This window comes from Kordia sp., from assembly GCF_965283645.1.
Lineage (GTDB): Bacteria > Bacteroidota > Bacteroidia > Flavobacteriales > Flavobacteriaceae > Kordia.
Window position 1 is genome coordinate 5,475,534 of the sequence record NZ_CBDIPG010000001.1, and the last position, 25,484, is coordinate 5,501,017.

Here is a 25,484-nt window from a genome sequence, read left to right on the forward strand (position 1 = left end):
AGATTTTAAGAAAAAATTAAATGGATTTTCAAAATACAACATACAAACTAACAGAATTCTTTCTACTATTTATTCTCATGCCTGTGAGTTTGGTATTGGAGTATCCATCCTGGTTAAAACTTAGTTTTGGACTTTTTGGTTTTGTATACATTGTTTGGATATTACTCAGAATAGAAAAACAACGTTTCAAATTGAATGAACATCTGAATTGGAAAGCATTTTGGAAACGCACCTTAATTTTATTGGCTTGCATTTGCGTATTAACAATTGTATATGTCTATTTTACAGATATTTCAAAGCTTTTCATCGTTCCGAAAACTAAGATGCTTCTGTGGTTATTTATCTTGTTTTTTTACAGTGTGTTTTCAGTATATCCGCAAGAATTAATCTATCGTACGTTTTTCTTTGTACGATATGAATCGTTGTTCAAAAACAAAAATCTATTCATATTTATCAACGCGATTGTATTCTGCTTGGCGCATTTCTTCTTTCAAAACACGTTGGTATTAATCCTAACATTTTTAGGCGGAATCTTATTTGCGTTCACATTTTACAAAACAAGATCGACACTTTTAGTCACTATTGAACATGCAATTTATGGAAGTTGGTTGTTTACCGTTGGAATGGGAGAGATGTTGGGTTTTCCGGTTTAAGTCTCAGTTGTTAGTTTTCAGTTTTGAGTGAACCGAATCCACAAATCCACAAATTAAAAGTTGTTAATAGCAATTAGTCAATAATTCGACATTTAAAATTTAGAATTCAAAATAATCAAACACACAAATTTACAAATCAACAAGTAAAAAGTAAAGAGTTTTCTACAGCTATCAACCAATAATTCAACATTCAGCATTTAACATTCAAATTAACAAACGAAATACCAAAATAGTTGTACTTTTGTACTCTTGACAATCAAAATAGTTCAAAAACACAAGAATATGAATTCATACGATGTAGCCGTTATTGGCTCTGGTCCTGGTGGATATGTTGCAGCAATACGTTGTGCACAATTAGGAATGAAAACTGCAATTATTGAAAAATATAGCACTTTAGGTGGAACTTGCTTAAACGTAGGTTGTATTCCGTCAAAAGCGTTGTTAGATTCTTCACATCATTACGAAGATGCCATCAAACACTTTGATACGCATGGAATTGAAATTTCAGGAGATGTAAAAGTAAATCTTGAAAAAATGATCGCTCGTAAAACGGCTGTTGTAGATCAAACTACGGGTGGAATTGATTTCTTGATGAAAAAAAATAAAATTGATGTATACGAAGGTTTGGGTAGTTTTAAAGATGCTACACACGTAAACATTGCAAAAAATGATGGAACTTCAGAAGAAATTGAAGCAAAAAACATCATCATAGCTACCGGAAGTAAACCATCAAACTTACCATTTATTACACTTGATAAAGAGCGTGTAATAACTTCTACAGAAGCATTAAAGCTAAAAGAAGTACCAAAACACCTCATCGTTATTGGTGGTGGCGTGATTGGATTAGAATTAGGTCAAGTATACAAACGCTTAGGCGCAGAAGTTACAGTTATTGAATATGCTGATAGAATTATTGGCGGAATGGACGCTGGACTTTCTAAGGAATTGACGAAAGTGTTGAAAAAACAAAAAATCAAAATCAATACATCACATGGAGTAAAATCTGTAGAACGTGTTGGTGATGAAATAATTGTAAAAGCGGATAACAAAAAAGGCGAAGAAGTGGAGTTTAAAGGAGATTACTGCTTAGTTTCTGTAGGTCGTCGTCCATATACTGACGGATTGAACGCTGTTGCTGCTGGAGTTAAAATTGATGACAGAGGTAGAGTAGAAGTTAACGGACATTTACAAACAGCTACGGCTAACATTTATGCTATTGGTGATGTTGTAAAAGGAGCTATGTTAGCGCACAAAGCATCTGAAGAAGGTACTTTAGTGGCAGAAATCATTGCAGGACAAAAACCACATATTGATTACAACCTAATTCCTGGAGTTGTATATACATGGCCAGAAGTTGCGGCAGTTGGTAAAACAGAACAAGAACTAAAAGATGCTGGAATTGCATACAAATCGGGACAGTTTCCAATGCGTGCGTTGGGTAGAAGTAGAGCAAGTATGGATTTAGATGGTTTCATCAAAATATTAGCGGATGCAACTACAGATGAAATCTTAGGAGTTCACATGATTGGAGCCAGAGCAGCCGATTTAATAGCGGAAGCAGTTGTTGCCATGGAATACAGAGCCTCTGCGGAAGATATTGCACGTATGTCACATGCACATCCAACATTTGCAGAAGCCATCAAAGAAGCGGCGTTAGCAGCTACAGAAGACAGAGCATTACACGTATAAAAACGTTTATCATATAAAATTGCAAACTCCAGAGAAATCTGGAGTTTTTTTATGTCTAAACTGTAAGTTCTTACTTTTTTTATCGACTGCTGAGTTAATAACCTCGATAAGCCTAAAAAAAGTAATAACACATACTATGAATTCTCTTTGGTATTTTAATGATGTAAATCTCTTCAATATCTTATGTCCGCATAAATTTAAGAAGTATAAAAAAAGCCACGAATTTGATGCGTATAAAAAGCAGGACTATATCTATTTTGAAGAAGATTCTGCAAACAAACTCTATCTAATCGAGAAAGGAAAAGTAAAACTTGGTTACTACACAGAAGATGGAGACGAAGTCGTAAAATCTATTTTATCAAAGGGAGAATTATTTGGAGAAAAAGCAATCTTTGGAGAAGAAAAAAGAAATGAATTTGCACAGTCTGTAGACAATACAACTTCTATATGTCCAATTGGTGTAGATACCATGCATGATTTAATGAGAGACAATCAAACGTTCACGTTAAAAATTTATAAATTTATTGGTTTTCGAATCAAAAAATTAGAACGCAGATTACAGTTATTACTGTTTAAAGATACCAAAACACGCTTGCTAGAATTCTTAAAAGAGTTGTGTGAAGAATACGGATATGAATGTCCAAAAACGGGCGATCATGTGGTGAAACATCCATATACACAAAAAGATATTGCAAGCTTAATAGGAACGTCACGACCAACACTAAACATCATACTAAACGAATTAAAAGAGGAAAATGTTATTGATTTTAATCGAAAAGAAATTCGTTTTATTCACTAAAAAAAGTATATATTTAAAACATACAAAATACGCTATTCTTACAGCAAAAATACATCCAAAACTAGCATGACAGCATGACAGTTTTGGATGTTTTATTTTTAATAAACTTTTACGTTAGATGAATCAATTTAAATAATTGATATATAGTATATTGATTAAAAATATTTTAATTTTTAGAAGAATGCTAAAAACATTATTTTTTTGCGAAAAAACGAAATTTTTTAAGAAGTGTTAGCTAGCTAACATTTTACATGATTTTGGCGCAATACATTTGTATCATAATCATAAAAAAATATTCGCAATGATAAAAAAAATGTTTTTGGGATTAGCGTTAGGATTCTTCGCAGTCTCGTGTAGTAGTGATGATGATGCAACAGTAGCATTGTCAAATTTAAATGTAAACTTAAACGGTTTAGAAAATTTAGGAGCAGACTTCGTATATGAAGGATGGATTATAGTTGACGGAAGTCCAGTGTCAACAGGAATATTTACGGTAAATGATGCAGGAGCTTTATCAAGAACTTCTTTTACTGTAGACTCAAATCAATTGGCATCGGCAACGACATTTGTACTTTCAATAGAGCCAACAGTTGATACAGATCCAGCGCCAGCACCAACAAAATTGTTAGCAGGTGATTTCTCAGGAAATACTGCAGCCGTAGGATTAGATCCAGTAACAAGTAGTGGAGACTTTGACACCGCTTCAGGTGTATTCTTTTTAAGAACTCCAACAGACGAAATGGCAGGATCTGCAAATAACGGAAATGACCAATATGGTGTTTGGTACGGAAACCCAGGAATGCCACCAACATCAGGATTGAACTTACCTCCTTTAGCTGACGGATGGAAATACGAAGGTTGGGTTGTGGTAGACGGAGTAGGTCCGCTAACAACTGGAACTTTTACAGCATTCGGTTCTGTTGATGAATCTAATAATTTTAGCGGAACAGAAAACAATGTTGGACCTCCAATTCCAGGAGAAGACTTTTTTCGCAACGAACCAGCTGGTTTTACATTCCCACTAGATGTACGCGGTCGTACCGTAGTAATCTCTGTAGAGCCAAGTCCTGACAACAGTCCTGCGCCATTCCTACTAAAGCCCCTAGTAGGAACTGCAGGAACTGCAACAGCGCCAGCAACTAACAACTTTAATCTGAACGCTTCATCGTTTCCAACTGGAACAATAGTGCGATAATCTTTATGATTATTATCGTTAGATTTGAAACACGTTATCATTTTTGGTAGCGTGTTTCTTTTTTGTTTCAACTTCACTTAGGGCAAGTACTTTTTGTTGTTATTAAACGCAGTCGAAATATTGGATCGCTTTGCGTTGGTTGTTAAATACTCAATCGTCACTTTGAATGTTTTTTTGCAATGAAATGAAGAAAAATTGTATCGTGAAATACTCTGGAAGCTAAGCTGTTATTACTGCAGAGGCAGGAATCTATTTTCTTTAAACAATTGTCTTTGTGAAAGTTTTTCTATTACTAACGACTAAATTGTATCTTTCACTTTAATAAATATCGCACATGAACATTACCAAAAAACAATGGAGTAACATTATATTTTTTAGTGTATTAGCACTCATCATTTTTACGCCAGTTGGCACGTTTGTAAAAGTACAATTGGGGAAATTATATGTGCTAGTAAGCAATCCTACTACTATTGAAGAAGAAAATAGAGAAACCATAAGCGATTTTAATTGGAATCTTGTTGATGGTCAAGGTGAAAGTGTAAACTTCAAAGAAATGGAAGGAGAAGTGATTTTAGTGAATTTTTGGGCAACTTGGTGTCCGCCTTGTATTGCCGAAATGCCAAATTTGAATGCATTGCACACAGATTATAAGGATAAGATAAGATTTGTGTTTGTGGCAAATGATAATGAAAAAAGAGTAAATGCTTATTTGAAAAAGAACGAATATGACCTTCCTGTATATTACACCAAAGGAAATGAGCCAAAAGAATTGAGTTCTCCAAGTATTCCTACAACCTATTTAATCGATGATCAAGGTAACATTGTGATGAAAGAATTGGGTTCTGCTGATTGGAATAGCAGTAATGTTCGCAATCAGATAGATGAATTATTGGCTTTTTCGCTTGCTGAATAATTGCATTAAAAACAAACTAGAAAGAATCATTGTAAACGCATATACGCTATCTTCCACAGGAATTGTTCCCATACGGATTCCTAAGTTTTCAGCATTATTGTACCAAACTACAGGACTTTCTATCCAACTTCCAGTTAAAACACCATTTACAATGAAAAACGGAATCAACATTACTAGAAACGTCAAGTAATAACTTTCCAAAATTTTTGGAGATATTTTTAAAACAATAAATAGTAGAATTGCTCCGTAGCCTAAATCAATTACGGTGTACCATTTATCGTAAAAAATAATCGCGCCAAGCGTAAAAATTAGCAATAATATATAACTAATCGTTTTTGTTGTTTTTGGCGATAATCGGAAGTTAGGGAGTAAATATTGTAAAGAATAGTGTGTAAAAATACACGCATACGGAATGCAAATAAAGAACAACCATTCTTCAATTGGCAATGAAAATAGGGTGTATTCTAAGTAATAATCAGTATTAAATCCCCAATAGCCGTTGATTGTAAAAACAACGTCCCAAGGAATGAATACCAGCATTGTAATCAGTATGGAAGGAAATAAATACTTCCAATGCTTGTAAAATTTTAATTTAGGATGAAAACTAAATAAAAATGGTACAATGAATGAACCTATGTTTAGTAAGATATATAAACTTTTCATGCGGATTATTTACGCTTGAAGTATTTCATAGGAACCCAAAGCATTCCGAAACATTCTCCGTCGCCTTTCCCTAAGTGTTTGTGATGAATTTTGTGTGCTCTACGAATTCCTTTTGCATACCAATTATCAGCTTTTCGCAAGAGTTTAAAACGTTGATGAATAAATATATCATGTACAATAAAATAGGCGAGTCCGTAAGCGAAAATTCCAATTCCAATTGGCAATCCTGCCCAAAAAATGTCGTATTTCCATAGTAAAAAACAACTAATACTAACCACTGCATAAAAGATGAAAAAAGCATCATTGCGTTCAAACCATGAATCATGATCTTTGTTGTGATGATCTTTGTGAAGTGACCACAAAAAACCATGCATTACGTATTTATGCGTTGCCCACGCCATAAATTCCATCATGCAAAATGTTCCTAAAAAAACTGCGATCCAAAGTAGCGTTGTCATTGTTACCTATTTTATATAAGATTGAGTTGATAATTAACGTAAGATTTAGCTAATAACGCCATTTTTTGATAATTTGGAATGCGAATTCGTGCATTTTTTATCTTCATTGAAGGCGTTCGTTTTAGCTTTTTTAATAGTTTGAAATAGTATTTATATGCTGTAAATACACCAAATTTAGCTTCTATTGGTAGTTTTCCTATTCCTTCCAGACCTAGCTTGAAATCGTGTTCTATTTCTTCAATAATTTTCTGTTTTGAAACTTCATCCAAGTTTTTTAAATCAGCATCAGGAAAGTAAGTACGATCTAAATCTTCAAAATCAGCTTTTAAATCACGTAAGAAGTTCACTTTCTGAAACGCAGAACCTAGTGACATTGCTGAAGATTTCAGTTCTTCATACTTAGTTATATCACCTTTAACAAACACTTTTAAACACATTAAACCAACAACATCTGCCGAACCGTAAATGTATTCGTTGTATTCTTCTTGTGTTAAATATACTTTCTTGTCTAAATCTTGTCGCATACTTTTCATAAAAGCATCAATCAAGTGTTTTGGAATGTCATATTTTAAAACCGTATGTTGAAAAGAATTCAAAATAGGATTTAAGCTAATTTTACACTTCAACGCGCAATCTAAGTCATCTTGAAATTTATCTAAGAGGTATTTTTTATCATACTCATGAAAAGAGTCTACAATTTCATCAGCAAAACGAACAAATCCATAAATGTTGTATATGTCTTGACGAATAGATGGTGATAACATTTTTGTAGCAAGTGCAAACGACGTACTGTACGACTTTGTTACGTTTGTGCTGCATTGATATGAAACAGAATCAAATAGTGCTTTCATGGATATTTGGTTGATGTTTAATGATTAATTCGGCTACCAATTTCCCAGAAATCAATGCTGGAGGCACTCCAGGACCGGGAACGGTTAATTGTCCAGTAAAATATAAATTGGATACTTTTTTACTTTTCAATTTTGGGCGTAAAAATGCGGTTTGAAGCAATGTATTTGCCATTCCATATGCATTTCCTTTGTATGAATTGTATTCTTTTATGAAATCATTTACACAAAAAGATTCCTTAAATATAATATGATTTGATATATTTTGTTGTGTTATTTCCTGAAATCTGTTCATAATAATGTCAAAATACTGTTTGCGAAGTTCAGGAGTATCTTTTAATCCTGGCGCTATTGGAATTAAAAAGAAACCAGCTTCTTTTCCTTCTGGAGCCATTGACGAATCGGTCATGGAAGGGAAATTTGCATAAAATAAAGGTTCTTTTGGCCAAGCAGCTTTGTCATAAATTACATGTGCATGCGCATCAAAATCTACATCAAAAAATAAGGTGTGATGTGAAACGTTTTGTAATTTTTTATCAAATCCAACATAAAATAATAGGGAAGAAGGAGCAAATGTTTTCTTTTCCCAATAGTTTTCAGAGTATTGACGATATTTTGGAGCTAATAGGGTTTCAGAATGATGATAATCAGCACCAGATAATACAATAGCAGCTTCAAATTCACCGTGTTGCGTGATAACTTTCTTGGCTGTATTGTTGTCAACTTTAATTTCTTGTACGTTCTGTTCTGTTTTTATAGTGACACCTAGTTCTGTAGCCAGTTTTCCCATTGCTTCAATAACGCTATACATTCCGCCATTTGGATGCCAAGTTCCCAAACCAAAATCTGCATAGTTCATAAAACTATAGAAAGAAGGTGTATCGCTTGGTTTTGCGCCTAAAAATAGTACTGGAAATTCTAGTATTTTGATTAATCGGTCATTTTTAAATTCTTTTCGAACATCACGTTTGATGTTGCTAAAAAACTGACCTAATTTTTTAACGGTTTTTGCATTTACCAATTCTAAAGGAGAAACTCCGGGTTTGTATACCAAATCTTTTATGGCAACATTGTAATTGTCTTCTGCGTTTGCAATAAATTTTTTGAGTTTTTTACTGCTTCCTTTTTCTTCTTGTTCAAAAGCGGCGCAAATTTTTTCCAGAGTATCTTCAATATGAATCGTATCATCTTTCCCAAAATATACTTGATAAGCAGGATTTAGTTTGTCTAATTGATAAAAGTCTGAGGTTTTTTTGTCAAAATCATTAAAGAAACGTTCAAAAACATCTGGCATCCAGTACCAAGAAGGACCAATATCAAAGGTAAACCCTTCTTTTTTTAATTGTCGTGCACGTCCGCCGACAGTGGTGTTTTTTTCTAGTATTGTAACGTCATATCCAGCTTTTGCTAGATAGCAAGAAGCAGACAACGAAGAAAATCCAGAACCAATAATTATAATTTTTAATTTCATTGTTTAACAAATGTAGTAAAAAGTTAAACAAAATAGAATACAATTTTAAATTTCTTTAACTAAATTTTCAATAGATTTAAAAATTTTCAAGTGTTTGAAGTTTTTATTGTTTTTAACATTTCTAGCTTGATATCCAAGAAGCCATAAATGGTGTGTGTCTAATCCAATTTTATCATTAAATTCTTCAATGTAATTTTCTATTTTATCGTCAGATGGTGTGACTGTAAAGTAAGAAATAAAATGCAATTCTGGGAAGAAGTTGTGAATATTTACTAAACTATCAATAGGAATTGTTTGCCCAAGATAAATGGTGTGATATCCTTTTAGTTGTAATTCGTAGTTTAAATAGAGCAAACCAATTTCGTGAATTTCATTCTCAGGTAAGAATAATACAAACGTTTTTGTCTTGTTTTGTTTTTCTATGGTTTGAATTCGTTCCGTGTTTAAAATAATTTTTTGTTTAATTAAACTAGAAATGAAATGTTCATGTGCTGGATTGATGGTATTGGTATGCCATAAAACGCCAATTTCATTCAATAATGGAATAAAAGTGTCAAAAAAGATTTCTCGAAACGATTGTTCAGATAATAGTTTATTATATGTATTGTAAAAAAGACTGTAATCAAAATTAAGCATAGAAAGCTTAAAAGAATTTAATGCTTGATTGTGCATGTTATTCTCTGTAGCAATTTCCCTAACTAAAATATGAATTTTGTCTTCAGGTATTTTTGCAATCTTAGATATTTTATAACCATTTTTATAGAGCAAGGTTATATTGAGTAGTTTTTGCAAACTTTTAATATCGTACGTTCTTATATTTGTATCAGTTCTTTCGGGCGCTAACAATTCGTATCTCTTTTCCCAAATACGGATCGTATGCGCTTTAACTCCAGAAAGATTCTCTAAGTCTTTGATACTAAATATGGTTTTTACACATTCCATTTGTTTAATCTTTTTTTTAGCAACTTAAACAAAAATACTGCTTTTTATTCATATGAGCACATTTTTAATCGATTTCTTATTGATTTGAATCATTATTAACAATTTTTTTGGTTATAAAAAAAGCCGTCAATATTGACAGCTTTTCATTTTTTTAAATAAGATTAACAATCTTTATTTTGTGTTTGACACCATACTTGTACAGAATATTGCACCGTACAATTTCCAAGCGGTCTTGGTAATGATTGGCAAACAAGCGGCTGTACCGTTAGTGCAATTGTACAATTACTCACAGGTCTGGCACAAGTAACTGTAAACTTTTCATTGGCAAGTCCACCAGTTATGGAGTCTTGATTCAACGCGGATACAACTTGTTTTTGTAGTTGTAATCCATTTAACTTTCTTTTTTTCATGGTTTATAAATTTAATGTTTCTATAAATTTAGGAACTATTAAAATGATTTAAAAACAAAATAGATCGTCATTTATAAATGACGATCTATTCACTTTAAAATTTGTAAATGTTCTTACATTGGAGCATCTAAATCACGTGTTAGGTTACAGTTTACGATCCCGCAAGTATGTACTGGCGAGTCGCATCCGGTGTTACAAATGTTAAGAACTGAAACTGGACTTGGTGCAGCTTTTCCTCCTTTTAATGCAGAAATTGATTTTTTGTTTAATCGTAAGTTTTTTAAATCCTTTTTTTTCATAATTGTGAGTTATTAAGTTAGTTTTTTACTACTTAAATATACGAAAAAATAGTGTTTTATGTAAATTATGATAGTTATCATTTATAAATTACGACGTACAAAATACGGCCTAACTCGCTGTTTTTAAAGGGGTATATAGAATTTATAGCGTGTGAAAATCATTACGAATATTTGCTGTAAAATGGATAGCTGTTAAGGTTTGGAATGTAGCAATGAAGTTATAAATCCTATCAAGCGCATTAGTAGTAGAAAAAGCATTGCACCGATTAATCCGCTAAGGAAAAAAATAATAATTTCTAAAAAGAAATCACTTCTATAATTTTGTACGTGATGAGTAGCATACGTGTCTAAACCATAAAAACTAACTACCCAAGATGCTCCAAATACTAGAGAAATGACAGTAGCTTTTAGAAAAATAAGTAGATATTTTATATAAAACTTCATTCTTGTAAAAGTACTAAAAAGTAATTTGATTTACGAAAAATATGCTCAGTTCGTAGACTTAGTATACTATTAATTACATTCATAGTAGAAATTAATTTATGAGAAGAATTGAAAAGATTTTAGGTATAGTTATCCTAATTTTATGATTATCTGGCATGATATATAGAAGCAGAAAAAGCATATCAAGAACGCATGAAAATGATCAAAGCTGAAGAAGAAGAACAGAATGAATAAGTAATGTTTAGTGATACAATTGTGAAGTCAATCTATACAAAATATGAACAATTTCATAAATTAATACAGTATTCAATACAATTATATAACAGAAAATTTTGATCTTAGCCACTAGTAATTTAAACACTAAAAAATCACATCATGAAACATATCAAAGTATTACTAGTAATTGTCACTATTTTTAGTTTTTTATCTTTTCAAGCCAATGAATCTGTTGTTGGAAAATGGGAATTGTTTAAAATGGAGAATTCAGATGGAGAAGTGAGAGAAACAAGCGGACGCTGGATGGATTTTCAAGCTGATGGAGTATTAAAAGGGGGAAACTCTATGGACACAACCAACAGAACTGGAAATTGGGAATACAATAAAAAAACCAAAGAATTATCAATCAGTTCACCAGATAAACGACCAGGAGAAGGAACATTTGTTATCAATTGGATTGATGCCAAAACAATCAGTTTAACTGTTGGACCTGGAAGAAAAGTATATATGAGGAGAGTTGAGTAAAAATAAATAATATAAACCCACTACAATAACAGAAAAAGCGAGCAAATAGCTCGCTTTTTTTGTTAAAACGAACTACTAACTAACAAAAGTTAACACACTCTGGTCTATTTGGCACTGGACAACCAAGATGATCTGTGCAATCTGGGAGTAAGTAGCAAGAACGACCGCAAAATGGGCGTAAACTTCCTCCATTAATTTTTGTTTGAGTTACTTTGTCTAGTACTTCTGTACCTTTTACATTTAAAATTTTGTGTAACATAATTTAACTTTTTTCATGGTTTATGTATATAAAGCTATTGAAAATAAGAGGTTTACACAAGTAAGTCTACTCGTGTTTTATGAATTTTAAGCACAAAATATTTAGCGTAACAACTTGACTATAAGTAAGTTTAATAATGAATATTGACGTGTTTTTTTCCTACTTAGATATAACTTTTGGAATAAGTAACCATTAAATAAAAATAAAAATTTATTGTTTATCAATAAAAAATTAGCGTAATTTGATCTGTTCTTAAAATAAACTCATGAACTCAACAACAGAAAAGTTATTAAAATTGATGCGTTTGCTCGCTTGGTTAGCCTTTTTAGGGCTTCTTATCAAAGCTGTTGCAATACTAATGTCTTACGGTGTAAGCGTTACGAATCCGGAAGCTTCAACAGATTTATATAGAGGAATGGATCTTTCACGGTATGAATCGTATAGTTTTATAAATTATACCATGCTTGTGATATACTATATTTTAATGTATTTAATGCAAGCATACATAGCTTTATTTGGCGCAAAACTACTGAGTAATATCAATCTTGAAAAACCGTTTACCAAAACCGTCGTTGATTTATTACACAAAATAAGTTATACTATTTTAGGTGTTTGGTTGCTAGCAATTTTACACAATATTCATGTAGTAATTCTTGAAAAAATAGCAGGTATAACACCAGATTTTATTGCTGGCGAATTTATCTTTTTAGCAGGTTTTGTATATGTGTTGGCTCAATTATTTAAAAAGGGTGTATTACTGCAAGCTGCAAACGAATTAACTGTATAAGGATGGCTATTATTGTAAATTTAGATGTAATGATGGCAAAACGAAAAATGTCGTTAAATGAACTTTCCAAAAAAGTAGGTGTTACATTGTCAAACCTATCTATTTTAAAAAACGGAAAAGCTAAAGCAGTCCGATTTAGCACGTTGGCTTCAATTTGTAAAGCATTAGCGTGTCAGCCAGGTGATATTTTAGAATATGTTGAGTAACTTGCGGCGTAAATTTTCACTTCATGAAATATATCAATTATAACAAATGGGCGTTTCACTTTATGATTTGGGTGATGATAATTTGTGTATTACAAGTCTATTTAACAGTAGATTTTAACACATTTACCTACAATCAAATTCGTTTTTTAGAAGTAATGCAATATTTTGAAATCATAGCATTTGTGCTCTTTTTAACAATTGTTCTTTTCTTAACACTAAGTATTACATTTAAAAAAGAGAAAAACTATCAATTTTGGCTGGCATTAATAGGCGCAATTGGATATGTTGTACGATTTATTTTTTCAATACTTTTTATTCTCAATACTACGTATGAAGCATAATTTATTCTCCTACGGAACTTTACAACTTGAGCATGTACAACTAAAATCTTTCGGCAGAAAACTAGAAGGTGAAAAAGATGTATTAAAAGGTTTTAAACTGGAACAAGTACAAATCATTGATACGGAAGTTTTGGCAGTTAGCAAAGAAGCATTTCATCCAATAATCATTCAAACGAATGATAAAAAAGATGTTGTTTCGGGAACTTTATATAAGATTTCTCAAGAAGAATTAGCGAAAGCTGATACATATGAAGTATCTGACTATAAAAGGGTTGAAGCAACTTTTGAATCGGGCAAAAAAGGTTGGGTATACGTAAAAGCATAAAATAATGCGAACCGAAGTCCGCATTACACTTTTAATTAATTAGGTGCTTGTAAATCATCATTTGCTTTGCATAAAGCAGGATCACATGATAATCCACATTGTGAATCATTTTGCGAACCGCTACAACCTTGTGGAGTTGACATGCGTCCACCTACAATAACTTCATGTCTTAAATTTGAAATTGACTTTTTGTTTAGGTTTAATGACTTTAAATCTCTTTTTTTCATAATATTAATATTTAAATGTTTGATAATAAAATTGTTAACTGTCTTAGCATAATGCTGGCGTACAAGAATATCCGCATCTTGAATCATGCTGAGATCCTTGATTGGAATCTAAAGGAGCCTTTAATCCGCCTATAAAATTCTCTAATGTTGAAATAGATTTTTTGTTTAGTCTCAACGAACTTAATTTCTTTCTTTTCATGATATATAAGTTTTAATTGTTCTTTATAAATATAACCCTAATAAATAGGAAAGAAAAAGACTATACATCTCGTTTTATGAATTGTAATTGTTTGGTAGTCAATATTATATACAACAAAAGTACAACACGCTAATGTTGGATACAAGCTTGAAAATTCAAGTATCTGAAAATCAAATACTTATGATTTATATTTTGTGATGTAGTATTGTAATAATGAAAATTAACACTTACTTTGTAATTACTTTAGCTGAATCAATATTTTTCAAACTAAAAAGAATCGTTTTACCATAAACTATGATTTACATTTACTACACTCATATTTCCGAACAAAAGCATGAATTGTTGCTGCAAAATTTTTTACCTAATTTCCCTCTAGATTTTCAGCAAAAAATACGTAGTTACCGACGATGGCAAGATGCGCAATCATCAGTATTGGGAAGACTTTTACTCAAATACGGAATCTCAAAAAACAAACATTTAAAAACGGTCAATTCTAAAATTCTATTCAACACCTACAACAAACCATATTTTGAAAACAAAGAAGTTAACTTTAATATTTCTCATTCAGGTGAAATTGTGATCTGTGCTATTTCTGAATCTCATGACATTGGTATCGATATTGAAACTATGAATACAATCAATATCAACGATTTTAAGATGCAAATGACTGATTACGAATGGAATTTAATTAATAATGCATCCGATCAGCAAGCGGCGTTTTACAACTATTGGACACAAAAAGAAGCCGTTGTAAAAGCACATGGAAAAGGGTTGTCAATTCCTTTGCAATCTTTTGAAATAAAAGCCAACACAACTGAAATGGATTCAAAACTGTTTTATACTTCTAAAATAAAATTGGCAGAAAAATATACGTGTTATGTGGCTTCAACGAGAGAAATTAGCAAAGAAAATAGTGATGTACATACAATATCCATAGAAGATATTTTATTGAATATTTAGAAGTGAAAATATAATACTTGATAAAGTTAAAGTGAACCAAAGCTCACGAATAACTTCTTTAAATTCATAATTAATTGATAATCTGTATTTTACAAATAAAATTTGTATCTTTAAGAACATACATTACGTATACTTAAAAAACTTGTTTCCTCCATACGTGCCAAATAAACTGTTACTTCCGAAAAGCAACGGCAAGGTTACATTGAACATTAGTTATGTATAAACCTTTTAAAAAAACAAACGTATGGAAGATGTAGTATTACAGCTCGTTGGTATTCGAAAAACGGGAAAAGGTGTCGGCAATGATTTGGCATTCACGATAAACAGAGAAGAGTTTGAAGTAAAAGTAACGAGTAAAGGCGCAAAAATTAGTAAAGAAATTGCCGTAGGACGTTGTCCTAAAAACTTACGCTATGCAATTCGGTTAAAAATAAATGCTGTAGAAAGCGATCCAACTTATGATGATACCGCTACAGCATACAAAACGGTTTTAGTGCCAACAGGAAAAACAGGAAAGTTAACGGTTCAAATGCGCGTATATGAACACAGAAAACATGGGTCAACCGACAAATTTATCACTATCAATTTCGATTTTGAATGGCGAAGAGGTAATCGTCGAAACATTCTATTTGCTGGTGAAGAAAATTTGTTAGACGATGATACTGATCATTCAACTCCTGCACAACAGGAAATCAAACCTTGTAAACGAGAACATAGTGTATCTGTAGTCAGTACTCTATGGATAGCACAGATGAATATTGCGGAGGAAATGAAAGCATTTAAAAGTGCGTGGCTTTATGCTCCCAATCCTGATTTGAGTAAATATTTGAATAAAAAATCAACAAAGAAAATTGCCTTAGAATCATTTAAAACTTTTGCAGAACGAACAAATTCATTTTTTAATGATACGGGCGATCCGTCTGAGGAAGATAGCTATCGTATTGCAACCGTTTTCCGTATGGGAATTGAAGTTGAAGATGGATTGATTACTGGATTTGAGCCTGGTTCGTTTCGTGCAAAAGGAGGAAAAGAAATTCTTAATTTTGAAGGATCTGCGCATGCAAAAATCGTTAAGGAAATTGTCGGTAAAAAAAGTATTGTAATACGGTATATTGTCTATGGAAAACCAAGTGTTCATTTGGAGCCTGGTTTTCAATTAGCCTATCCACGAGTATCAAGATATATTTGGCATTATATAGAAGTAATTGTAACGGTAAACCAAGATTGTTCTATCAATTCTAGAGCCCGATTTTTAACTTCAAGCGCGTATCCAAGTCATCGACTGTGGTTGAATGGAAAAGAATTGCTTCCTGCAAGTAAAAATGAATTCAATAACACGCAACATGATTTGATACGACTTTGGCATAGCACAAGTATGGATACTCCACCACTAGACAAATTACCAGAACTTCGTAAGGAATTTGGAGAAGATACATGGCCGCTTTTTGTAGTGCCTAGAAATAATTCAGGAGATGTGCTTCCTTGGCCATAGAAATTCAAAATACTATAATTGAAATAGTTTTCAAGAAATTGTCTAAAAATTCAAATTTTTGTCAGATCGAACTTTATTCAACATATGATTCTGAGTGACGCTTATTAATAATTTTTAGACAGTCTCTTTTTAATTCCAAAAAAATATAGAATTTAACTTTTACATTGAAGATTTGAAAATAACGACTATGTATGTTGAGAAGAATTCTTATTCTTTAGAATGCCCATAAAAGTTGTATTTTTAGAAAAATAACAGGGATTTCGAATAAATACGTTGATAAATATTGAAGAATGAAAAAAGTACAACTAACCTATAGTTTGTGTATAGTAACGTGTATTATTTGTCTTTTTACATATTCTTGTTCAAGTCAAAAGAAAGTAAGCATGGTAAAAAATAAAACGAAAGATATAGCATCTAACAACGGAAAATATATCGTATCAGCTCCAGTAGTTCGTAAGGATTTCGTTAAAAAAAATGGTGAGCCCACTACACAGAAAGAGTTTTATGTTCGACGTTCAATACAAGATTATTATATAAAATTCTGTGAAAGCAACATTAGTAGAGAAGATTTAGAAAATCACCTTTCTACTATGGATACAGAAATTAAAATTGTCACACTCGAAATTGAATATCTTGATGGACATTTGGATATCTGTGATGACAATTTAGAACAACAAAGTAGAATAGGTGCGTATGTAATTATTCATAGAATAATCAAATAATTAATTACACAAAAAAGTCGGAAGGTAATATCTTCCGACCATGACTGACTCGAAAGTCACCTGCAAATTTTGAGTACTAGCTATTTATCTGTATCTATTGTATATAAAGTATCAGGGCAATCACATATTGACTCATAATGCGTTCCGCCTCCTTTGATAGTAGGAGTTTCAAGATTGGAAATAATTTTTTTGTTAAGCTTTAACGATGTAAGATTCTGTTTTTTCATGATATAAAATTTTGTTTTAGAAAGAAAAGTATAAAAACAAAATAATAACCACTTACGGAAATACCGTAATTAACATTTTACTAGTAGAAATTATATAGTAGGAAAAATAAAAACGAATTGAAGTTCAGTCGTAGTTAAAATTTTTTCCGACCATGACTGAACTAAGTTTGTCTCTTAAATTATTAAGAACATACACATCCAACTTCTTCTGCTATTGGTGTATCATGATCATTATCATAAATAGGAGTGTTTCCATCACCTGGACCACATATAATAATACACATTAAGCCGCGCCCTTTAATTTGTTTTTGTTCAGTTTTATTTAATAGTTGAACATTGCTAAGCTTTAAAATTGATTTTAACATAGTGTGAAATTTTGATTAGATGAAAAACTATGAAAATAAATCATCAATCAATTACGGTAATACCATAATTAACATTTAATCAGTAATTTTTTAAAACAAAAAAAATCCCAACACAATTATTGGGATTTATATTTTAATAAGAAATTTCTCAGTACCGAAGATGGGAGTCGAACCCACACGCTCTAATGAACACATGGCCCTCAACCATGCCTGTCTACCAATTCCAGCACTTCGGTAAGTACTTTGTAGCTTTACAGTAAATATAAAACAAAAAAGTTAAGCGATTGCTTAACTTTTGTGACCTGGCTGGGGCTCGAACCCAGGACCCTCTCCTTAAAAGGGAGATGCTCTACCAACTGAGCTACCAGGTCATAGACCTTGATAATAATATATTAATTGCGACAAGTGTAATTTCTAACTTTTGTCACTTAGTGACCTGGCTGGGGCTCGAACCCAGGACCCTCTCCTTAAAAGGGAGATGCTCTACCAACTGAGCTACCAGGTCATTCAAAAAAAACTATAAATAATTCCTTGAATGCGGGTGCAAATATAACATCATAATTTTATTTTTCAAGCGTTTTTTAATATATTTTTATCTTTTTTTTTCGGATTTTTGTAAGCACTTAAAAATAAATTAATTATAATAGAAAAATGACAATCGTACTTTTAGGATATATGGCAAGTGGAAAGAGTTCTGTTTCTAAATTATTAGGAAAAGAATTGAAACTTCCAGTAATTGATTTAGATATTTATATAGAAGAAAAAGAAGAACGTTCTATCCGTGAGATTTTTGAATTGGAAGGTGAAATTTATTTTCGAATGAAAGAACATCAATATTTAAAAGAGATTTTAGAGGTAAAAAATGATGCAATTATTTCATTAGGCGGTGGCACACCTTGTTATGCCAATAATATGAATTTGATTCATGAGTACACACAACATACTTTTTATTTGCAAACATCTATTCCCGAAATTATCAATAGAGTGAAGGATGAAAAATCTCAACGGCCGTTAATTAGCGCTATTGCGGATGAAGATTTGCCAGAATTTATTGGAAAGCATCTGTTTGAACGTAATACATTTTACCAACAAGCGGCACATGTGGTATTTACTGATAAAAAGAATATAACGGAGTTGGTGGAAGAAATAAAAGGAACATTAAATTAAAAACGCTTTACTTTGTTCGTCTTCAAAAACAACATCAATATGTTCTTGAATGGAAGTAGATAATGAAATTCCTTTAAAATCGGCCTTTATAGGATACTTCTTGTGATTTCTATTGACAAGTACAGCGGTCTTAAAATTCTTCAAAGGAACATCTAAAAAGTGCTTTACACCGTAAATTAAAGTCGTTCCAGAATTTAACACATCATCAATCAATACCAACGGCTTGTTAATGTACTGTTCTTTAGTTAATGAAGTCGTTACGGCTTGTAAAGGTTCTTGTTTATTAATCATAACTTCACACAGCGTAATTGTTGCCGAAGTAATTTTCTCTAGCTCAGCTTTAATTTTTTTTGCAAAAACAAAACCATTTGTAGCAATTCCAGCGACAATGATTTCTTCTTCATTGACATTAGATTCTAAGATTTGATATGCAATTCGACGTGTTTTATGTTGAATTTGCTGATGGTTGAGTATAATATTTCCCGTAACGGTCATAGCTTAAAAATTTAAATAAACTACTTCGGAGTAAACTCACGAAGCATTTACAAGGAATTTGTGTTTAGTATAGAGGCAAGCCTCAAATCTTTTAAATGCTCGATTATCGAGTAAAATTAAGAATTACTTTGGTCTTCATCAACATTATCCGTTAGATAATCATCAATTTCTCGACGATCTTTCTTGGTAGGTCGCCCAGTTCCTTGTTTACGATAATGATCTTTTGCATGTTTCAACAATTCCAAATGATCAAAGTTTTCTTTCGGAGTTGTATCAACTCTATAAATGTCAACTAGTTTTGCACCCACACGATTTGGAGGAATATCTAACACCGTTAAATGATGTTGCACTTGATTTTTTCGAACAATTAACTTATCCGTTGGATACACGTCTCTAGACGGTTTTACAACAGCATCATTAATTCGCACATGACCTTTCTTACAGGCAGTTGTGGCTATGTTTCGTGTCTTAAAATAACGGACACACCAAAGGTATTTATCTATCCTCATATAAAAACTCTAAAAACTACGTTAAAGAATATACAAAAGTAGGATAAAATTGTATCTTGCAACCCAAAATTTAAAAAACAATGATGAAGATTATAAAGTTTACATTTCTAATGATAATCGTAAGTACGGTTATTTTTTCATGTAAAAATGATGATGATGGTGATACTACTATTCAATTAGCAGATAGAACGGAACAACAAGTTATAGATGATGCCGAATTGGTAACATTTTTAAACACTCATTTCTATAATTACGATGAATTCGATTTTATGAATCCTGATGGAGCTGCAAATGATACGTTCGAGATGACTTTTGGTACAATTGAAGGAGCAAATGCAGACAAAATACCATTAAGTAGTCAAGTTGAAACCAGAACGATCACATTTTTTGATGTACAATACAAATATTATGTATTAAAACTACGTCAAGGTGGTGGAAAATCATACTCTAATGCAGATGCAGTAAGTTTAACGTACAAAGGACAAACATTAGATTTAGAAACTTTTGATATCATATTAACACAACAAGCAATTGGTTTGGTAACTACTGTAAAAGGATTTCAAGTAGGTATTGCCGAATTTAATGCAGCAGAAGATGTGGTTGAAGGTACAGGAGGTTTTTTAAATGCTAGAAACGGTGGAATAGGAGCAATATTCTTTCCTTCGGGATTGGGATATTTTGGAACATTTCAAACAGGAATTCCAGCGTATTCTGAATTAATTTTCTCTTTCAATATATTTGATGTACAATTTCAAGATGATGATAATGATGGAATTTTATCTTCTATGGAAGATGTAGATGGTGATGATGATGTAACAAATGATGATACTGACGGAGATGGAGATCCAAACTTTATTGATGTAGATGATGATGGTGATGGAACATTTACAGTAAACGAAGTAGTTCAAAATACATACACACTAAATCCTGGTGATATGGAACCTGTATATGCTTCCAATGAATTTGAAAAAACTAGAGATACCGATGATGATGGTGTTACAACAATAACAACAGTTGTATTTACAGATACTGACGGAGACGGAATTCCAGATTATTTAGATGCGAATTAATATAGTAGCTAAGAATAGAATTTTATAAAACTAAAAAGCACTTCTAACTGAATAGAAGTGCTTTTTTTATACTGTTATTTTTTTCTTTATAATTTTAAAGAAAGACTAAAAATAATTTGACTTGGTCTTGAATCCAACGTTCCAATTTGAACATTATTGCTATCTAAAATATTCGCTTCGTTTTCTGTAAAACCTCTTTCATAACGTACATCTAGTCCAATATTTCCAATCTTTACCATTGCACCAAAATTGAAGCCAACTGTAATGTCATTCTCAACATCAGAAATGGTAGCATTTTCAAAATCGTTATCTAACGTATACTGAAAAGAAGGTCCTGCAAAAACACTCAAAGGACCAATTACATCTAATCCTAACAATACAGGAACATCAATTTTAGACATATCATATGCATTCGATTGGTATTCACTTTTTGTTTTTGTGTACACAACTTCAGGACGTAGGTATAATTTGCCTAAATCAATATTGTAATACGCTCCAAAGTGATACCCAACTTTGGCGTCTCCACTTTCTTCAATAATATTTTCACCAACGGTTACAACTTCTCTTAATTCTCCGTTAGAGTTGAAGTTTAATCCTGCTTTTACACCAAATTGCGCAAAGCAACTTGCTGAAACAAACAGAAATACCAAACATAATAGGTTGTTTTTCATGATTTTAATGTTTAATGTTATACTTCTAGAAACGATTATAATCGAATTCTATTACTTTCTTTTAACTACTTTTTGCGAAGCTTTTACAATAGAAGCCGCATTTAAACCATACTTTTCCATTAATTGTGCTGGTGTTCCAGATTCTCCAAATGTATCTTGTGTTGCAACAAATTCTTGCGGAGCTGGCGTGTTTAGTGCTAATGTACGTGCCACACTTTCTCCCAAACCACCTAAAAAGTTATGTTCTTCGGCAGTTACAACGCAACCAGTTTTAGCAACAGAAGTCAAAATTGCTTCTTCGTCCAATGGTTTTATAGTGTGAATGTTGATTACTTCAGCTGCGATTCCTTCCGCTTCTAACGTTTCAGCGGCTTGTAACGCTTCCCAAACTAAATGTCCAGTAGCAATAATAGTTACATCAGTTCCTTCTGTTAATTGAACAGCTTTCCCAATCTCAAACTTTTGATCAGCAGGAGTGAAGTTTGCTACTTTCGGACGTCCAAAACGTAAATATACAGGCCCGTGATAGTCAGCAATTGCTAACGTAGCCGCTTTTGTTTGGTTGTAGTCACAGGTATTAATTACTGTCATGCCCGGTAACATTTTCATCAAACCGATATCTTCTAAAATTTGGTGTGTTGCACCATCTTCTCCTAATGTAATTCCTGCATGTGAAGCACAAATTTTCACATTCTTATCAGAATACGCAACTGATTGACGAATTTGGTCATATACACGTCCTGTAGAAAAGTTTGCGAATGTTCCTGTAAACGGAATCTTTCCACCAATAGTCATTCCTGCAGCAATTCCGATCATATTTGCTTCTGCAATTCCAATCTGGAAAAAACGTTCTGGGTGATTATCTTTAAAATCATTCATCTTTAAAGAACCTGTCAAATCTGCACACAATGCAACTACATTTTCGTTCGTTTTACCAAGTTCTGTTAGTCCATCTCCAAAACCTGATCGTGTATCTTTACTTCCTGTATTTGTATATTTTTTCATATTTATTTTATGCTCGAGAAATCGAGTATCTCCTTTTGATTAAACTTAGTTTTTAGAAATTTTAGAATTTAATAATCTCCTAAAGTTTCTGGGTTTTGCGCTAATGCACTTTCCAACTGCTCATCACTTGGAGCTTTTCCGTGCCAAGCGTGTGTGTTCATCATAAAATCAACACCATTCCCCATTTCTGTATGAAGCAATACGCAGACAGGTTTTCCTTTTCCAGTGCTGGCTATTGCTTCCGCCATTCCATCTTTAATAGCTTGAATATTGTTTCCGTCTGTAATTTCTAAAACGTCCCAACCAAAAGCTTCAAACTTCGCAGAAAGCGATCCTAATGGAAGTACATCATCAGTAGCTCCATCAATTTGCTTTTTGTTATAATCAACTGTAGCAATATAATTATCAACATTATTTCCAGCGGCATACATAGCAGCTTCCCAAATTTGACCTTCTTGTAATTCTCCATCACCATGTAAAGAAAATACCAAGTTGTTATCTCCGTTCAGCTTTTTTGTCAATGCTGTTCCGATAGCAACTGACATTCCTTGTCCTAACGAACCAGAAGCTATGCGAATTCCGGGTAAACCTTCATGTGTAGTTGGATGTCCTTGTAGACGAGAATCTAACAAACGAAACGTGTTTAATTCATCTACAGGGAAATAACCTCTTCGTGCCAACACACTATAGATTACGGGAGAAATGTGACCGTTTGACAAAAAGAAAACATCTTCTTCCTTTCCGTCCATATCGAAACCATCTTTCAGTTTCATGGTATCATTAAATAGAGTTGCTAAAAATTCAGCACAGCCTAAAGAACCACCTGGATGTCCAGAATTTACTTTGTGTACCATTCTCAAGATGTCTCTACGCACTTGAGTTACTAAATTTTCTAATGAATTGTTATCAGACATTGTGTATTTGTTAGTAGTTTTTTACAGCGTCAAAAGTAAGCTATAAAACGGCGTAAACAAAAGAACTTTGAAGGCTTTTATTAACGAAATGATGTGAATAAGGTTGGAAGTGAGTTGTTGAATGTAATTATTTGAAAATGAAGGTCGAAAGTGCTGAGTAGAACTTGAAATAGAGCTTATTGAAAATTTTGTAGCGAGTTATATAATCTTTACTAAAAAAAAGTATGATGTTTTATACATATAGATTTTATTTCTTTAAAAATATAAATACCAATAGTACTTGTTTTGATGAGAAGTTTTGAAAGGAAATAAAATAATTGTCAATTGCTTCGTTAAGCACTGAACTCAAGAAAAACAAATAATTTGGATGAAGGCAAAAAGGTTTCCTATAATTCATTCTCAAAGAAAATCTCCTAAGAAACACGCTCTGCCGATTAAATTATTCAAAACCATTCCGCACTAAACTAAAAAGGCTACCTTTGAGTTTATACCCAAAAAGTCAAATCTCGGAGAAGTTAAATACAAACAGATTCCGTTTATAAAATAACATCAAATGTCAAAAAAATCTATACAATACAGTCAGGAAAAGCTTGAAAAATTCAAAACTATTATAGAAGATCAACTAAAACAAACAGATAAAGAACTCACTAGATTTCTTGCAGATCGGAAATCGCAAAAACAGCATTTAGCAAATACCAATGTTGATTTCAATCAAAATAGCAAACACTTTCAGCAACAAGCAAAAAACAAAAAATTGATCAATCGTTTGCAACACAAATCGAGAGAGTTGAAAGCTGCTTTAAGACGAATTGAAGACAAAACATACGGCATTTGTGACAGAACAGGCGCGCTGATTCGTGAAGAAAGATTAATGGCACGACCAACTGCACGCTTCGATATTCCACACAAATAATTCAATCTGAAAGAAAGTAATTAGCTGATAATTAGCTTGTACCATTCAAAACGTACACTCAAATTTTTGGGTTTACACAAGTATTCTAAGCGTAACTTTACTCAAAAACTAAAAACGTCCCACAATCATAAATTTTAATAGTTGGTTCGTAAAATGTTCTAGCATCTTACTAACAGTTTCCAACCAATCATGCTATTTTAAGTGTTTGTAAAAGTAATAGTTGGCTGTAGCTAAATAAAAATTAGCACACTCAAATGAAATAAAAAAGTAATTAATGATCTTGAACAAAAGTAAAAAATTCTTATATTCATTCTTTGAAAAATCTCCCAAAAATTAAAAACCTATAGTAAACAAGCAAATTAAAGCCAAAAAAAATTACCAATACTAACAACTAAAGAAATCAAATTAAATTATGGAAAATTTTAATGACAATTCAAACTATGAGAAACAAAGACATGGATGTGTAACCGCTTGGTTGGTATTCATAATTATTGCAAATTCATTGATGGCTCTGTTATATCTTCTTGGCGGCGGTATGATTACTGAAAATCTACCTGGAGTTGCAACCTCAATCTTAGTCATTTTAGGATTATTAGGAGTAGGAAATGTAATTTTTGCAGTACTATTACTTCAGTGGAAAAAAATTGGGTTCTGGGGATTTCTCGGAACAAGTATTGTTGTACTTTTCATCAATATTAGTATTGGCTTAGGAATTGGGCAATCTTTATTCGGATTGGTTGGTGTTGCAATCTTATACGGTATTCTACAAATCAAACAAAATGATGTTACCGCTTGGGAAAACTTAGAGTAAGCGGAATATATACAATTATAAAATATATTTAATATAGTTGAACATACATAGCGTACTTGCTATGTATGTGTAGCTATGTTGAAAAATTAAACTTTGGAATAGTTGCTAAAAAAACGAAAATCACTTACAAAACGACAATAACTGTCTAACAGTGTGATGAAGTTCTATTTAGAAAAACTTGAAAAAAATCAGTCAAAAACTGAAATCATTCCCACAATCCCAAATTTTAATTTTTTATTAGCAAAATGATCAATCAATCTTACTTATATTTGCCAACTGATCATGCCGCTATAA

General features: G+C 32.2%; 35 protein-coding genes and 3 tRNA genes. 17 read left to right on the forward strand and 21 right to left on the reverse strand.

All coding sequences use genetic code 11. The features are described 5' to 3' along the window. Positions 1 to 20: 20 nt before the first annotated feature. The 5 genes from ACQ654_RS24090 (at position 21) to ACQ654_RS24110 (ending at position 5,249) form a co-directional block, all read left to right on the forward strand. Positions 21 to 653, forward strand: coding sequence for a CPBP family intramembrane glutamic endopeptidase (locus ACQ654_RS24090; protein WP_430412895.1), 633 nt, complete (start codon positions 21 to 23; stop codon positions 651 to 653). 282 nt (positions 654 to 935) lie between these two features. Next, entirely contained in the window at positions 936 to 2,342 is a 1,407-nt protein-coding gene (lpdA, locus tag ACQ654_RS24095) for a dihydrolipoyl dehydrogenase (protein ID WP_430412896.1), read from the forward strand. 136 nt (positions 2,343 to 2,478) lie between these two features. Further along, entirely contained in the window at positions 2,479 to 3,141 is a 663-nt protein-coding gene (locus tag ACQ654_RS24100; RefSeq protein WP_430412897.1) for a Crp/Fnr family transcriptional regulator, read from the forward strand. A 301-nt stretch (positions 3,142 to 3,442) separates the two neighbouring features. Beyond that, the gene (locus ACQ654_RS24105; protein WP_430412898.1) at positions 3,443 to 4,336 is read left to right on the forward strand and encodes an anti-sigma factor; all 894 of its coding nucleotides are present in this window, start codon (positions 3,443 to 3,445) and stop codon (positions 4,334 to 4,336) included. A gap of 334 nt (positions 4,337 to 4,670) precedes the next feature. Beyond that, positions 4,671 to 5,249 (forward strand): TlpA family protein disulfide reductase, encoded by a 579-nt coding sequence (locus ACQ654_RS24110; RefSeq protein ID WP_430412899.1) that lies wholly within the window; start codon positions 4,671 to 4,673, stop codon positions 5,247 to 5,249. Here the strand turns inward: ACQ654_RS24110 and ACQ654_RS24115 are convergent. The 8 genes from ACQ654_RS24115 to ACQ654_RS24150 all read right to left on the reverse strand — a co-directional run bounded on the left by ACQ654_RS24115 (position 5,223) and on the right by ACQ654_RS24150 (position 10,784). Further along, on the reverse strand, positions 5,223 to 5,912 hold the full coding sequence (locus tag ACQ654_RS24115; protein ID WP_430412900.1) for a lycopene cyclase domain-containing protein: 690 nt from the start codon (positions 5,910 to 5,912) through the stop codon (positions 5,223 to 5,225). The genes ACQ654_RS24110 and ACQ654_RS24115 overlap by 27 nt on opposite strands. Before the next feature lie 5 nt (positions 5,913 to 5,917). Further along, the gene (locus ACQ654_RS24120) at positions 5,918 to 6,370 is read right to left on the reverse strand and encodes a sterol desaturase family protein (RefSeq protein ID WP_430412901.1); all 453 of its coding nucleotides are present in this window, start codon (positions 6,368 to 6,370) and stop codon (positions 5,918 to 5,920) included. An 11-nt stretch (positions 6,371 to 6,381) separates the two neighbouring features. Continuing rightward, positions 6,382 to 7,221: a phytoene/squalene synthase family protein gene (locus tag ACQ654_RS24125; RefSeq protein ID WP_430412902.1), complete on the reverse strand. Its 840-nt coding sequence runs from the start codon at positions 7,219 to 7,221 to the stop codon at positions 6,382 to 6,384. Then, positions 7,205 to 8,689, reverse strand: a complete 1,485-nt coding sequence (locus ACQ654_RS24130; RefSeq protein ID WP_430412903.1) for a phytoene desaturase family protein — start codon at positions 8,687 to 8,689, stop codon at positions 7,205 to 7,207. The genes ACQ654_RS24125 and ACQ654_RS24130 overlap by 17 nt, the downstream gene beginning before the upstream one ends. 45 nt (positions 8,690 to 8,734) lie before the next feature. Next, entirely contained in the window at positions 8,735 to 9,631 is an 897-nt protein-coding gene (locus tag ACQ654_RS24135; RefSeq protein ID WP_430412904.1) for a MerR family transcriptional regulator, read from the reverse strand. A 161-nt stretch (positions 9,632 to 9,792) separates the two neighbouring features. Further along, positions 9,793 to 10,041 carry a hypothetical protein gene (locus ACQ654_RS24140; protein ID WP_430412905.1) on the reverse strand — a complete coding sequence of 83 codons (249 nt, stop codon included), beginning with the start codon at positions 10,039 to 10,041 and terminating at the stop codon, positions 9,793 to 9,795. 113 nt (positions 10,042 to 10,154) lie between these two features. After that, entirely contained in the window at positions 10,155 to 10,340 is a 186-nt protein-coding gene (locus ACQ654_RS24145) for a hypothetical protein (protein ID WP_430412906.1), read from the reverse strand. A 192-nt stretch (positions 10,341 to 10,532) separates the two neighbouring features. Continuing rightward, the gene (locus tag ACQ654_RS24150; protein ID WP_430412907.1) at positions 10,533 to 10,784 is read right to left on the reverse strand and encodes a hypothetical protein; all 252 of its coding nucleotides are present in this window, start codon (positions 10,782 to 10,784) and stop codon (positions 10,533 to 10,535) included. 375 nt (positions 10,785 to 11,159) lie between these two features. On the opposite strand from ACQ654_RS24150, the gene ACQ654_RS24155 reads away from it, so the two are divergent. After that, on the forward strand, positions 11,160 to 11,525 hold the full coding sequence (locus ACQ654_RS24155) for a lipocalin-like domain-containing protein (RefSeq protein WP_430412908.1): 366 nt from the start codon (positions 11,160 to 11,162) through the stop codon (positions 11,523 to 11,525). Between the two features lie 79 nt (positions 11,526 to 11,604). On the opposite strand, the gene ACQ654_RS24160 is transcribed toward ACQ654_RS24155, so the two are convergent. Next, positions 11,605 to 11,784 (reverse strand): hypothetical protein, encoded by a 180-nt coding sequence (locus ACQ654_RS24160; protein WP_430412909.1) that lies wholly within the window; start codon positions 11,782 to 11,784, stop codon positions 11,605 to 11,607. A gap of 265 nt (positions 11,785 to 12,049) precedes the next feature. On the opposite strand from ACQ654_RS24160, the gene ACQ654_RS24165 reads away from it, so the two are divergent. The 4 genes from ACQ654_RS24165 to ACQ654_RS24180 are packed head-to-tail and all read left to right on the forward strand — an operon-like array spanning position 12,050 to position 13,443. Continuing rightward, the gene (locus tag ACQ654_RS24165) at positions 12,050 to 12,571 is read left to right on the forward strand and encodes a DUF2975 domain-containing protein (RefSeq protein WP_430412910.1); all 522 of its coding nucleotides are present in this window, start codon (positions 12,050 to 12,052) and stop codon (positions 12,569 to 12,571) included. A gap of 2 nt (positions 12,572 to 12,573) precedes the next feature. Continuing rightward, positions 12,574 to 12,777: a helix-turn-helix domain-containing protein gene (locus tag ACQ654_RS24170; protein WP_430412911.1), complete on the forward strand. Its 204-nt coding sequence runs from the start codon at positions 12,574 to 12,576 to the stop codon at positions 12,775 to 12,777. 23 nt (positions 12,778 to 12,800) lie between these two features. Next, positions 12,801 to 13,118 (forward strand): hypothetical protein, encoded by a 318-nt coding sequence (locus tag ACQ654_RS24175; protein ID WP_430412912.1) that lies wholly within the window; start codon positions 12,801 to 12,803, stop codon positions 13,116 to 13,118. Next, a complete protein-coding gene (locus ACQ654_RS24180) occupies positions 13,108 to 13,443 on the forward strand; it encodes a gamma-glutamylcyclotransferase family protein (protein ID WP_430412913.1) in 336 nt (111 codons plus the stop codon). The genes ACQ654_RS24175 and ACQ654_RS24180 overlap by 11 nt, the downstream gene beginning before the upstream one ends. A 35-nt stretch (positions 13,444 to 13,478) precedes the next feature. Here the strand turns inward: ACQ654_RS24180 and ACQ654_RS24185 are convergent, their stop codons facing one another. After that, a complete protein-coding gene (locus tag ACQ654_RS24185) occupies positions 13,479 to 13,670 on the reverse strand; it encodes a hypothetical protein (protein WP_430412914.1) in 192 nt (63 codons plus the stop codon). A 43-nt stretch (positions 13,671 to 13,713) separates the two neighbouring features. Beyond that, positions 13,714 to 13,869, reverse strand: a complete 156-nt coding sequence (locus tag ACQ654_RS24190; protein ID WP_430412915.1) for a hypothetical protein — start codon at positions 13,867 to 13,869, stop codon at positions 13,714 to 13,716. 294 nt (positions 13,870 to 14,163) lie between these two features. On the opposite strand from ACQ654_RS24190, the gene ACQ654_RS24195 reads away from it, so the two are divergent. The 3 genes from ACQ654_RS24195 to ACQ654_RS24205 all read left to right on the forward strand — a co-directional run bounded on the left by ACQ654_RS24195 (position 14,164) and on the right by ACQ654_RS24205 (position 17,043). Next, positions 14,164 to 14,829 carry a 4'-phosphopantetheinyl transferase family protein gene (locus tag ACQ654_RS24195; RefSeq protein WP_430412916.1) on the forward strand — a complete coding sequence of 222 codons (666 nt, stop codon included), beginning with the start codon at positions 14,164 to 14,166 and terminating at the stop codon, positions 14,827 to 14,829. Between the two features lie 244 nt (positions 14,830 to 15,073). Further along, complete coding sequence (locus tag ACQ654_RS24200; RefSeq protein ID WP_430412917.1) at positions 15,074 to 16,321, forward strand: hypothetical protein; 1,248 nt, start codon at positions 15,074 to 15,076, stop codon at positions 16,319 to 16,321. A 290-nt stretch (positions 16,322 to 16,611) separates the two neighbouring features. Beyond that, the gene (locus ACQ654_RS24205; RefSeq protein WP_430412918.1) at positions 16,612 to 17,043 is read left to right on the forward strand and encodes a hypothetical protein; all 432 of its coding nucleotides are present in this window, start codon (positions 16,612 to 16,614) and stop codon (positions 17,041 to 17,043) included. Positions 17,044 to 17,123: 80 nt separating this feature from the next. On the opposite strand, the gene ACQ654_RS24210 is transcribed toward ACQ654_RS24205, so the two are convergent. The 5 genes from ACQ654_RS24210 to ACQ654_RS24230 all read right to left on the reverse strand — a co-directional run bounded on the left by ACQ654_RS24210 (position 17,124) and on the right by ACQ654_RS24230 (position 18,140). Continuing rightward, positions 17,124 to 17,270, reverse strand: a complete 147-nt coding sequence (locus tag ACQ654_RS24210) for a hypothetical protein (RefSeq protein ID WP_430412919.1) — start codon at positions 17,268 to 17,270, stop codon at positions 17,124 to 17,126. Between the two features lie 182 nt (positions 17,271 to 17,452). Continuing rightward, positions 17,453 to 17,635, reverse strand: a complete 183-nt coding sequence (locus ACQ654_RS24215; protein ID WP_430412920.1) for a hypothetical protein — start codon at positions 17,633 to 17,635, stop codon at positions 17,453 to 17,455. A gap of 152 nt (positions 17,636 to 17,787) precedes the next feature. Next, a tRNA-Leu gene (locus ACQ654_RS24220) sits at positions 17,788 to 17,871 on the reverse strand. 62 nt (positions 17,872 to 17,933) lie between these two features. Beyond that, positions 17,934 to 18,006: transfer RNA gene (locus tag ACQ654_RS24225), tRNA-Lys, on the reverse strand. A 61-nt stretch (positions 18,007 to 18,067) separates the two neighbouring features. Then, a tRNA-Lys gene (locus tag ACQ654_RS24230) sits at positions 18,068 to 18,140 on the reverse strand. A 146-nt stretch (positions 18,141 to 18,286) separates the two neighbouring features. Between ACQ654_RS24230 and ACQ654_RS24235 the strand changes: the two genes are divergently transcribed. Beyond that, positions 18,287 to 18,802, forward strand: coding sequence for a shikimate kinase (locus tag ACQ654_RS24235; protein WP_430412921.1), 516 nt, complete (start codon positions 18,287 to 18,289; stop codon positions 18,800 to 18,802). Here ACQ654_RS24235 and ACQ654_RS24240 read toward each other — a convergent pair. Together ACQ654_RS24240 and ACQ654_RS24245 are read right to left on the reverse strand one after the other, a co-directional pair. Beyond that, positions 18,794 to 19,297: a phosphoribosyltransferase family protein gene (locus tag ACQ654_RS24240; protein ID WP_430412922.1), complete on the reverse strand. Its 504-nt coding sequence runs from the start codon at positions 19,295 to 19,297 to the stop codon at positions 18,794 to 18,796. The two genes, ACQ654_RS24235 and ACQ654_RS24240, sit on opposite strands and share 9 nt — an antisense overlap. A gap of 116 nt (positions 19,298 to 19,413) precedes the next feature. After that, entirely contained in the window at positions 19,414 to 19,806 is a 393-nt protein-coding gene (locus tag ACQ654_RS24245) for an RNA-binding S4 domain-containing protein (protein WP_430412923.1), read from the reverse strand. 80 nt (positions 19,807 to 19,886) lie between these two features. Here ACQ654_RS24245 and ACQ654_RS24250 point away from each other — a divergent pair, with 80 nt between their 5' ends. Next, positions 19,887 to 20,876, forward strand: coding sequence for a hypothetical protein (locus ACQ654_RS24250; protein ID WP_430412924.1), 990 nt, complete (start codon positions 19,887 to 19,889; stop codon positions 20,874 to 20,876). Between the two features lie 86 nt (positions 20,877 to 20,962). On the opposite strand, the gene ACQ654_RS24255 is transcribed toward ACQ654_RS24250, so the two are convergent. The 3 genes from ACQ654_RS24255 to ACQ654_RS24265 form a co-directional block, all read right to left on the reverse strand. Continuing rightward, positions 20,963 to 21,547 (reverse strand): outer membrane beta-barrel protein, encoded by a 585-nt coding sequence (locus ACQ654_RS24255; protein WP_430412925.1) that lies wholly within the window; start codon positions 21,545 to 21,547, stop codon positions 20,963 to 20,965. Positions 21,548 to 21,598: 51 nt separating this feature from the next. Beyond that, a complete protein-coding gene (locus tag ACQ654_RS24260) occupies positions 21,599 to 22,552 on the reverse strand; it encodes a transketolase family protein (protein ID WP_430412926.1) in 954 nt (317 codons plus the stop codon). 68 nt (positions 22,553 to 22,620) lie between these two features. Then, a complete protein-coding gene (locus tag ACQ654_RS24265) occupies positions 22,621 to 23,466 on the reverse strand; it encodes a transketolase (protein WP_430412927.1) in 846 nt (281 codons plus the stop codon). A 553-nt stretch (positions 23,467 to 24,019) separates the two neighbouring features. Between ACQ654_RS24265 and ACQ654_RS24270 the strand changes: the two genes are divergently transcribed. Together ACQ654_RS24270 and ACQ654_RS24275 are read left to right on the forward strand one after the other, a co-directional pair. Beyond that, positions 24,020 to 24,379 carry a TraR/DksA family transcriptional regulator gene (locus tag ACQ654_RS24270; protein ID WP_430412928.1) on the forward strand — a complete coding sequence of 120 codons (360 nt, stop codon included), beginning with the start codon at positions 24,020 to 24,022 and terminating at the stop codon, positions 24,377 to 24,379. Positions 24,380 to 24,791: 412 nt separating this feature from the next. Then, the gene (locus tag ACQ654_RS24275) at positions 24,792 to 25,190 is read left to right on the forward strand and encodes a hypothetical protein (protein ID WP_430412929.1); all 399 of its coding nucleotides are present in this window, start codon (positions 24,792 to 24,794) and stop codon (positions 25,188 to 25,190) included. The last annotated feature ends 294 nt before the right edge of the window (positions 25,191 to 25,484 follow it).